This is a genomic window from Oscillochloris sp. ZM17-4 (assembly GCF_019599295.1).
Classification (GTDB): Bacteria; Chloroflexota; Chloroflexia; order Chloroflexales; family Chloroflexaceae; genus Oscillochloris.
This window is the reverse complement of the sequence record NZ_JAIEWN010000010.1, coordinates 75306-84891: the sequence shown is the minus strand read 5'-3', so window position 1 is coordinate 84891 and position 9586 is coordinate 75306. Positions and strand designations below refer to the sequence as shown.

The following is a 9586-nucleotide window of genomic DNA, read 5'->3' as shown; positions in this document are numbered from 1 at the left end:
ATCGCCAGGCCCAGTCCCGAGCCGCCGGTCTGCTGCTGGCGCGAGGCGTCGGCGCGGTAGAAGCGCTCGAAGATATTCGGCAGGTGCTCGGCGGCGATCCCGCTGCCGGTGTCGGCGACGCTGAGCAGGAGGTGCCCGCCCTCTACGCCGGTGCTCATCAAGATCGTGCCGCCGGCGGGCGTGTATCGCAGGGCGTTGCTCACCAGGTTGCCGAGGGCGCGGCTCATGCGCTCGTAGTCCACGCTGACCTCGGGCAGCGGCCCGCTGGCCCGCGTGACGAGGCTGACGCCGGCCTGCTCGGCGCTGTGGCCGTAGGTCTCGGCCACGTGGGCGAGGATCTGGGCCGGCTCGGTGGGCCGGCGCTGGATCGGCAGCTCACCGGCGTCGGCGAGCGAGAGCGTGTGCAGGTCGTCCACGAGGCGCTGGAGGATCTGGGTCTCGTCGTAGAGCACGGCGAAGCGCTCGGGCGTGGGCTTGAGCACCTGGTCGCGCAGCGACTCGAGGTAGCCCGAGATCACCGTCAGGGGCGTGCGCAGGTCGTGGGCGATGTCGGCGGTCATCTGGCGGCGCAGCTGGTTGGCGTGGGCGATGTCGGCGCTCATGTGGTTAAACTGAGTCGCCAGGTCGCCAAGCTCATCGCGCGAGCGCACCACGACCTGCCGGCCCAGGTCGCCGCCGGCGATCTGGCGGGCGGCGGCGGTGAGCTCGTGCAGGGGACGGGTGATCAGACGTGACAGGAGCACCCCGAGCACGACGGCGATCATGGCGGTGGCGGCGGCGGCGATGGCGAGGGCCGCGTCGGTGCTGGCGATATAGCGCTCCTGGGCCGGGTCGCGGGTGGCGGCGTCGCGGGGGGTGAGGGCCACGGCGATGATCTGGCCGCCGCTGCGGATCGGCGTGGCGGCGGCGAGGGCCGCCGGGGCGAGGGTATCGCCGGCCTTGTAGCTATCGATAGGGATGAGTACCTGCCCGGCGGGGTCGGCCAGCCCAAAGCGGATACTCAGCTGGTCCTCGTGAGGTGGCAGGCCGCCGGGCGGCTGATCATCTGGCGGGCGGCGGTTGGTGCGGTCGCGCATCCACTGGCTAACGCCGCTGAGGCTGCCGTTCGCGACATAGTAGTCGAGCACCCTACCGGCGAAGAAGTCGCGCTGCTGGCCGACGACAAAGGCGTCGAACTGGGTGTTGACAAACTGGCGCACGAAGATCGCCGCCAGGACGGCGCCCGCCAGGCTAGTGATCAGGAAGGCCAGCACGAGTTTTGAGCTGAGCGATCTCATAGCTATGCAACCTGTCAGCTGCGGCCAGAGACGCCTCCGCAGCATAGGGGTGAGTTGGGGCCGCAGCTGACAGGTTTACTGATCAACCCGACAGCGATAGCCAACCCCAAAGACCGTCTCGACATAGCGGGGCTGGGCCGGGTCGGGCTCAAGCTTCTTGCGGATGTTGCGGATGTGGACGTCGATGGTGCGCTCGACGCCCTCGTAGTCGTTGCCCTGGAGCCGCTCCAGGAGCTGCTCGCGGGTGAAGACGCGCCCGGGCGACTCCATCAGGGCGGCCAGCAGCTCGAACTCCGAGGGGGTCAGGCCGATCGCGCGGCCGGCCACGCTCACCCCGCGGGTGGCCCGGTCCAGGCTCAGGTCGCCCACGCGCAGCAGCTCCTCGGGGGCGGCGGCCTCGGGCGAGGTGCGGCGCAGCACGGCGCGGATGCGGGCCAGCAGCTCGTGCATGCCGAAGGGCTTGGTCACATAGTCGTCGGCGCCGAGCTCCAGGCCAACGACCTTGTCGGACTCGGCGACTCGGGCGGTGAGCATGATGATCGGGATCGTGTGGCGCTTGCGGAAGACCTTCATGAACTCGAAGCCGTCGAGGTTGGGCATCATCACATCGAGCAGGATGAGGTCGGGAAGCTCGCGGCCGGCGACCATCAGGGCCTCAGCGCCATCGCTCGCGGTGATCACGCGAAACCCGTTCTCGCCCAGGTAGTCTTTGAGCAGCGCCCGCACGTTGGCGTGGTCGTCCACCGCCAGGATTGTCTTGGCCATCAGGTTTTCTCCTCCTTCGCTGGCCCAAGTATAGCAGGCCCGCGTTTAGATTCGCTATAGGGGGCGCGTAGGCCTAGAGTAGCCAGGGCGATACGGGCGCGCCGACCGAGCGAGCCTTTGCCGTATAATGGCACAGCGGCAATGATGGCGTCATCAGGCGCCGCGGCGACCCCAAGGGTGAGGAGAGCCTATGCTGAGCCAGATCGAGCGGCTGATCGCGCTAAAAGGCGCCGACCTCTTCGCGAGCACGCCCGAGGAGTCGCTCGCCGAGATCGCCGACCTGCTGGTTGAGGAGGAGTACCCCGAGGGGGCGCTGGTCTTTCACAAGGGCAACCTGGGCACAAGCATGTACCTGATCGTCGAGGGGCTGGCGCGGGTCCACGATGGCGAGCACACCCTCAACACCCTCGGCCCGCGCGAGGTCTTCGGCGAGATGGCGGTCCTCGACCCGGCGCCCCGGGTGGCCTCGGTCACGGCCCTCGATGACCTGCTGCTGCTGCGGCTCGACTACGATCTGCTCTTCGACCTGCTCAGGCACCAGCCGGGGATCGGGCGCGGCCTCATCCGCGTGCTGACCGGGTATCTGCGCTTTAGCCCTGGGAGCCGTCACTCGTGTGACACGCGGACGATCTGGGAGCGGCGGAAGGCGATCGCGGCCTGGGCGGCGCCGTAGCGGGCCTGGGCCTTGGTGAGGATCACCCCATCGTAGCCGTTGCGGTCGAGCCACCACTCGGCGGCCGGCTCGGCCTCCATGGCCATGCCGAGCTCGCGGGCCTCGGCGCGGATCTTCCTGAGCTGCCTGACCCAGGCGGCCATATCGCAGGTGTAGGGCCGCATAAGCTGCACGCGGAAGCGGTCGCCCGCGCCGAAGTCGATGACCCCCTGCGGGAGGATGCCGCGCAGCCGGCGCTCGAATAGGCCGACTGGGGTGAGCACGATCCCGCGGCCGACCGGCGTCTGCGCCTGGGTCGGCGTCGTCACGCCATTGAGGTGGTAGACCCCTGGGGCCTGGCTGCCGGCGGCCCAGCGCTCGGCCTCGGCGGCGGGCATGGTGGCGACCTGCTCATCGTAGTCGGAGACGCGGGGCACGCGGGGCGGGGCCATAATCTGGATCTGGGGCAGGGGGATGTCGTCGCGGGGCGCGCCGTCGGGGCCGACCCAGGCGGCCTCCAGCAGGCGCATGGGCGCATCGTGGTGGGCCAGGTAGCGGAAGCCGCGCCGCTCGCGGCCCTCCTTCCCGCGCGAGTCGGCGCCGATGCGGGCGCGCAGGCGCAGGCCCGCGCCGCAGCCGGGGGCGGGGAACCACTCGATCGCGGCGCTGAAGCGGAAGATCGCCCGGCCGTCGGGCTGGTCCTGGCTGCCGTCGGCCTGCCAGCCCTTGCCGACCAGGCCGCTCCAGCCGCCCACCACGGCCCGCAGCGGCGCGTAGATGGCCAGCACGGCGTCGGGGCCGGGCGGCTCGTCGAGCACCCAGAGGCCGGGCGGGGTGGCCCCCGATGTGGGCAGCTGCACGGTGCCGCCGATCACGCTCTGCTCGACCCCGGCGTTGCCGAGGCGCACGGTCGGAGCCGGCTTGCCCTTCTGCCTCTGGGTCCGCGCGGCGCGAGCCGGCTCGCGCCGCGCGGGCGGGGGCGCGGGCGGCGCGGGCGCGTCGCGGGGCGCGACATCGCCGCCGCACTCGATGCAGAAGCGCGGCTGGCCGGGCGGCAGGCCGACACCGCAGTGGCGGCAGAACTTGGGCCAGGGGGGAGAGGATGTGCTCATTGGATTTCCCTTCGACCAGTGCGGATCTTTCTAATCGTCCCGTCGTGATGCGTGATGCGTGATCCGTAACTCGGTCACGCATCACGCATCACGCATCCATCGGGATATTTAAATTCTTCCACTTCCCTGATTCATCGCCCAGACATTGCCCTATTATACGCTGCCGGGTAGGCCGGCAGGGAAGATCTTCCCTCCCCCCGGCGGCAGAATCCCCTGGGATAGGCGGCCCGGCTGCGCTATGGTGCCCTGTGGCACATGGCCGCCGCCCTATCGCAGTGAGGAACCCGCCCAATGCTCTCGCAGATCATGGAGACTGTCCGCGTCTGGATCGAGCAGATCATCGCCGCCCTCGGCTACCCCGGCATCACCGTGGTGATGCTGGCGGAGAACCTCTTCCCGCCCATCCCCTCCGAGCTGGTGATGCCCTTCGCCGGCTTTATGGTCGCCCGCGGCACGTATAGCCTCTTCTGGACGGTGTTCGCCGGCACGCTCGGCTCGGTGCTCGGCGCGCTGGCCCTCTACTATGTCGGCATGTTCGCCGGCGAGCCCCTGGTGCGCCCCTTCTTCCGCCGCTACGGCCGCTTCTTCCTGCTGCGCGAAGCCGACCTCGACCGCACCCTGGCCGCCTTCGACCGCCACGGCGACATGATCGTCCTCGGCGGGCGGGTGGTGCCCCTCGTCCGCAGCCTGATCTCGCTGCCGGCCGGGATGAACCGCATGCCCATCGGCCGGTTCCTGCTCTTCACCGCCGTCGGCTCGGCGGCCTGGACGGCCCTGCTCACCACGGCGGGCATGATCCTCGGCGCCAACTGGCAGCTCGTGCTCGGCGTGGTGGACCGCTACCAGAAGCTGGTGGTGCTCGCCATCGCCCTGGCGGCGATCATCTTCGTCGCCCGCCGCGTGCTCGCCATGCGCCAGCCCTCCGCCGAGGCGGCGGCGGATATGTGATACGATATGCATACACCCTGCTGCTGAAAGCCTCCGCTATGACCCGCCGACCCGCCGCGCGCCGCGCGCTGCTGATCCTGATCACCCTGAGCGTCGCCCTCAGCGCGCGGCCGGCCGCCGCGCGCCCGCCCGCCGCCGTCAGCGTGCGGGTTGACCCGGCGCGCACGCTCACCCTGAACGGCAGCTTCATGGGCCTGGGCGCCGAGGACGACAGCAACCTGCTCTGGAGCGGGCCGAACCGGGCCGCCGGCGCCCGCCCCGCCGCCGATATCGACGCCTATGTGAGCCCGCGCCTGCGCGCGCTCGCGATGCCCCTCGCGCGCAAGTTCATCGATGTGAGCTGGTTCGCGCCCACCCCCGAGGGCTACACCTGGGATAGCCCGGCCATGCGGGCGCTCTACGCGAACCTGGCCGTCCACCGCGCCGCAAACACCAAGATCATGCTCACGATCTGGTCGCTGCCGCCCTGGCTCTCCGCCGGCCCGGCCGACGCCAGGGACAGCGAGCTGCGCCCGGCGCTGCCCTTCCCCGACCCGGCCCACGAGGCGCGCTGGGCCGATCTGACGGCCGACCTGCTGCGCCACCTGCGCGGCCTCGACGGCTCGGGCCTCCGCTTCAGCAATGTGGCCTATGTGGGCGGGCCGAACGAGCTGGCCGGCACCGACGCCGCCGGCCTCGTGCGGCCCCTCGGCCTGCTGCGCGAGCGCCTGGCCGCATCTGGCCTGGGCGATGTGGCGATCTTCGGCCCCGACAGCTTCGTCGAGGAGCTGCTGATCGCCCGCGACACGCCCGGCCTCGACCCGCTGCTCGACCTGTACGACTTCCACTACTACGCGGCCGCGCCGCTGGAGGCGGGCTTCGTCGCCGCCGCCGACCGGCTGGCCGCCGCCGTCGCGCCGACCGGCAAGCAGATCTGGCTGACCGAGTTCGGCGAGCTGACCGCCAAGAACGACGACTGGCGCTCCCTGCCGATCTTCGCCATCGGCGGGATGAACCACGGCCTGGCGGCCCTGGCGGTCTGGAACGTGCAGGACCAGATCTACAACACGACGAACATGCCCGAGTGGGGACTCTGGGGCGTCTACGACAGCGGCTACGCCCTAAAGCCGGCCTACTACGCCTGGCAGATGATGGCCGCCCACCTGCCCGACAAGGCCAGCGTCTACGGCCACAGCTGCGACCGCGAGCAGTGCCCCGGGCTGCGCCTGGCCGTCCTCGGCGGCCTCGGCGGCGCCCTGGCGGTGGTCGCCTACAACCTGGCCGACACGCCCCAGCAGCTCAGCCTCGACCTGGGCGGCCTGACCGTGCGCCGCAGCCTGGGCCGCTACACCCTCGACCCGGCGGCCCCCTCGCCCGCCGGCCTGTCCATCCCCCGCCAGGACGCGCCCGCCCTCGTCGACGGCGTCCTGCGCGACAGCCTGCCCCCCGGCGCGCTGGTGGTCTACGCCACCGACCCAGCGGTCTACTGCGCCTCCCAGTCCGCCAGCACCCCCTGCGGCGCGGTCGGGCGGTAGCGTATGGTACACTTGCGCCAGCACACATGGCGGCGCAAAGGAGCGGAGCGATGATCACACCCAAGCAGATGGCCGACGCCTACGGGCGCAACGTGGCGATCGTGAAAATGCAGACCAAGGACATGTCCCACGCCGAGAGCCTCATCCAGCTGCCCTTCCGGGCCAACTGCATGAACTGGATCGTCGGGCACATCATCACCAACCGCAATGTGATCATGGAGCTGCTCGGCGAGGGGGCGGCCCTGGATAAGGGTCTGGCCGACCGCTACGCCCGCGACTCGGACCCCCTCGGCTCCGATGACGACGGCGCGCTGCCGCTGGTGCTGATGCTCGGCGCCCTGGAGCGATCCCAGGAGAAGCTCAGCGCCGCGCTGGGCGCGATGAGCGACGAGGACATGGACCGCGAGGTCGTCGGCCCCGGCGGGCGCACGACGCGCCTGGGCAGCGCCCTGCTCTTCCTCTACTTCCACGACACCTACCACACCGGGCAGACCGAGATCATGCGCCAGGCCAGCGGCAAGGACGACAAGGTCATCTGATGGGCCGCGGACGCTACCCCGCCCGGCTGCAGGTCGAGCCGCCGCCGCCCGAGGTGGCCGCGCGCTACCTGCTGATCTGGCCCAGCCACGAGGTCTACGCCAGCCCCGAGTCCTTCCCGCCGATCAGCTCGCCGGGCCTCTTCGGCGACGGGCGGCCCCTGGAGATCGACATCGGCTGCGCCACCGGCGAGCTGGCCATCGCCCTGGCCGAGGCCCGGCCCGGGGCCAACTACCTTGGCGTGGACATCACGCTGAAGCCGCTCTACAAGGCGGTGGAGACGGCAGCGGGGCGCGGTCTGCCCAACGTCACGTTTCTCCAGAGCGACATGCTGCTGGCCTACGGGCGCATCCCCGCCGGGGCGCTGCGGGCGGCCTACGTCCACTTCCCGGCCCCGCTGCTGCGCCCCCGCCACCGCAAGGCGCGCCTGGTGGCCCCGGCCCTGCTCCAGCAGATGCAGCGCGCCCTTGTGCCCGGCGGCACCCTCAGCTTCATGACCGACCAGCCCGACCTCTACGCCGAGCTGCTGCGCCTGCTGCCCGCCGCCCCCGGCCTGCGCCTGCGCGACCCGGCCGAGCACGAGCTGGCCCTCTCCGACCTGCTCAAGTCGCACTACCACCGCCGCTGGGAGGCCCAGGGCAGGCCGATCATCCGGGCGGAGCTGGAGAAATGTTGAATGCTGAATGTTGAATGCTGAATGTGCGGCATTCAACATTCAACATTCAGCATTCAACATTCAACATTATGGACTGTCGCGCCGGCTGCGGGGCCTGCTGCATCGCCCCATCGATCTCCTCGCCCATCCCGGGGATGCCTGCGGGCAAGCCGGCGGGGGCGCGCTGCGCCCAGCTCAGCGCCGATAACCGCTGCCTGATCTTCGGCGCGCCCGAGCGCCCGGCCGTCTGCGCCAGCCTGCGCCCGACGCCCGAGATGTGCGGCGCCAGCGCCGCCGAGGCCATGATCGCGCTGACGCGCCTGGAGCAGCAGACTGCTCCAGGCGCGTCAGCGCAGCCCAAAAAATATTGAATATGCTGCGTGTGGCTGTGCTACGCACAGCCACACGCAGCATATTCAATTACTTAATCAGCGGGGCGACCTCCTCGGCGAAGGTGTGCAGCGGGGCGTGGTCGTAGGCCACGCGCGGGAAGTAGGTGATCACATAGTTCACCCCCACGTCCACCTTGGCCTGGATCTCCTCGGCCACCTGCTGCGGCGTGCCGACGATCGCCTGCTGCCGCATCTGCTCGACGCTCCAGCCGTAGGTGGCCCGCACCTTCTCGGTGGCGGCGGCGATGTCGTCGTCGGGCTTCACGAAGACGATGTTGACGTTGGTGGACCTGATGATCTCGTCGTAGCTGCGGCCGAGCTTCGCGCAGTGCTCGCGCAGCACGTCGAACTTATGGCTGAGCTGATCGGGGCTGCCGCCGACGTTGCAGGCGTTGCCGTACTGGGCCACCAGCTTCAGGGTGATCTGCTCGCCGCCGCCGCCGATCCAGAGCGAGGGGTAGGGCTTCTGCACGCCCTTCGGCTCGTTGATCGCCCCGTGGATCTGGTAGTACTCGCCCTCGAAGCTGGCCTCGGGCTCCGTCCACATCTTCACCAGGATCTGGGTGGCCTCGCGGAAGGCCCGCATGCGGTCGCGCGTCTCGGGGAAGCCGTAGCCGTAGGCCTTCCACTCGTGCTCGTACCAGCCCGCGCCGATCCCGTAGTAGAGCCGGCCGTGGCTGAGCACGTCCACCGTCGAGGCGATCTTCGCCGCCAGGGCCGGGTTGCGGTAGCCCAGGCAGGTCACCATCTGGCCCACCTTCACCCGCTTGGTGTCGCGGGCCAGGGCGGCGGTGATCGTCCATGCCTCGAACACCGCCTCGTGCTCGATTCGCGGCACGGTGTGGAAATGGTCGTAGACCCAGACCGAGTCGTAGGCCGGGATGGCGTCGGCGGCCTGGGCCACGGCGGTCATCGCCTCGTATTTCTCTACCGGGTCGGCGATCTCGATCAGGTCGAGTCGCCAGCCCTGCGGCGCGAACGTGCCAAACTGGACAGCCATGATCTCTCCCCTGGCGACGCGACAAGGCGATCGCTAGGCCTAGACCTTGCGATACAGCCGTAACACGCCGCACGATTGGAACCAAAACGCTAGTTTCATGCGTATTATAGTACAGGAGAGCACAAAGTAGTGGGCGCGGCGTCCACGGCGTTACAGAAGTGTCACCCTCCAAACAGGTCGGTGTAACAAAGTTGCGGTATGATAGATGTGCGGGCATAATGTTCGGCCTTGACGTACACCGCAGTACGGGCCGGGTATCGCCCACGTTCTCCGCTCTGGATTGGATGTCGGCGCGGAACAGCCACCATCGCCCCCTCACCCACACACAGCGCCCCGGCGCACGGCTGACCGATATCCACAGAAAGGATCTCGCTGTGACCGATATCGATATCGAGGGCATGAGCGTCTCGGAGCTCGAACGTCTGCGCGATGCGGTGAACCAGCGCCTGCTGGAGCTGCGCTATAGCAACCGGCACACCCTCCCCGAGCTGCTGCGGATGCTCGAAGACCTGAAGAGCGCGCTGGACGACCAGGGCAAGGAGTGGCGCTCCCTGGAGCGCTGGCAGTGGATGGACGGCCAGATTCGCTTCTGGCTCAACCCGACCGACCAGGTGCGCTACCAGTCCGGCTGGTACACGATCGATGAGCTGATGCTCTGGGCCCGCAACCGCGGCCCGGTCCTCGTCCCCGAGGAGGAGGAGGATATCGAGGAGGAGCCCTGGACGGAGATAGAT

11 protein-coding genes are annotated in these 9586 nt (G+C 69.5%); 7 read left to right on the top strand and 4 right to left on the bottom strand.

Translation table 11 applies throughout. The features are described from left to right. Together K2Z83_RS10250 and K2Z83_RS10245 are read right to left on the bottom strand one after the other, a co-directional pair. Nucleotides 1-1277, bottom strand: a 1277-nt coding sequence (locus tag K2Z83_RS10250; RefSeq protein ID WP_220595082.1) for a cell wall metabolism sensor histidine kinase WalK, incomplete at its 3' end; no start/stop codon positions are given. Between the two features lie 75 nt (nt 1278-1352). Then, on the bottom strand, nt 1353-2042 hold the full coding sequence (locus tag K2Z83_RS10245; RefSeq protein ID WP_220595081.1) for a response regulator: 690 nt from the start codon (nt 2040-2042) through the stop codon (nt 1353-1355). 190 nt (nt 2043-2232) lie between these two features. On the opposite strand from K2Z83_RS10245, the gene K2Z83_RS10240 reads away from it, so the two are divergent. Beyond that, entirely contained in the window at nt 2233-2715 is a 483-nt protein-coding gene (locus K2Z83_RS10240; protein WP_220595080.1) for a cyclic nucleotide-binding domain-containing protein, read from the top strand. On the opposite strand, the gene K2Z83_RS10235 is transcribed toward K2Z83_RS10240, so the two are convergent. Beyond that, nucleotides 2649-3806 carry a zinc ribbon domain-containing protein gene (locus tag K2Z83_RS10235; protein WP_220595079.1) on the bottom strand — a complete coding sequence of 386 codons (1158 nt, stop codon included), beginning with the start codon at nt 3804-3806 and terminating at the stop codon, nt 2649-2651. The genes K2Z83_RS10240 and K2Z83_RS10235 overlap by 67 nt on opposite strands. Before the next feature lie 291 nt (nt 3807-4097). Between K2Z83_RS10235 and K2Z83_RS10230 the strand changes: the two genes are divergently transcribed. The 5 genes from K2Z83_RS10230 (at nt 4098) to K2Z83_RS10210 (ending at nt 7831) form a co-directional block, all read left to right on the top strand. Further along, complete coding sequence (locus K2Z83_RS10230) at nt 4098-4754, top strand: DedA family protein (protein ID WP_220595078.1); 657 nt, start codon at nt 4098-4100, stop codon at nt 4752-4754. A 38-nt stretch (nt 4755-4792) separates the two neighbouring features. After that, nucleotides 4793-6268, top strand: coding sequence for a hypothetical protein (locus tag K2Z83_RS10225; RefSeq protein ID WP_220595077.1), 1476 nt, complete (start codon nt 4793-4795; stop codon nt 6266-6268). 50 nt (nt 6269-6318) lie between these two features. Beyond that, complete coding sequence (locus K2Z83_RS10220) at nt 6319-6807, top strand: DinB family protein (protein ID WP_220595076.1); 489 nt, start codon at nt 6319-6321, stop codon at nt 6805-6807. Then, entirely contained in the window at nt 6807-7481 is a 675-nt protein-coding gene (locus tag K2Z83_RS10215; RefSeq protein WP_220595075.1) for a tRNA (guanosine(46)-N(7))-methyltransferase TrmB, read from the top strand. Before K2Z83_RS10220 ends, K2Z83_RS10215 begins: the two co-directional genes overlap by 1 nt. A gap of 68 nt (nt 7482-7549) precedes the next feature. Beyond that, nucleotides 7550-7831: a YkgJ family cysteine cluster protein gene (locus K2Z83_RS10210; RefSeq protein WP_220595134.1), complete on the top strand. Its 282-nt coding sequence runs from the start codon at nt 7550-7552 to the stop codon at nt 7829-7831. Between the two features lie 49 nt (nt 7832-7880). On the opposite strand, the gene K2Z83_RS10205 is transcribed toward K2Z83_RS10210, so the two are convergent. Then, on the bottom strand, nt 7881-8852 hold the full coding sequence (locus K2Z83_RS10205; protein WP_220595074.1) for an LLM class F420-dependent oxidoreductase: 972 nt from the start codon (nt 8850-8852) through the stop codon (nt 7881-7883). 374 nt (nt 8853-9226) lie between these two features. Between K2Z83_RS10205 and K2Z83_RS10200 the strand changes: the two genes are divergently transcribed. After that, a partial coding sequence (locus tag K2Z83_RS10200) for a hypothetical protein (protein WP_220595073.1) occupies nt 9227-9586 on the top strand: 360 nt, incomplete at its 3' end.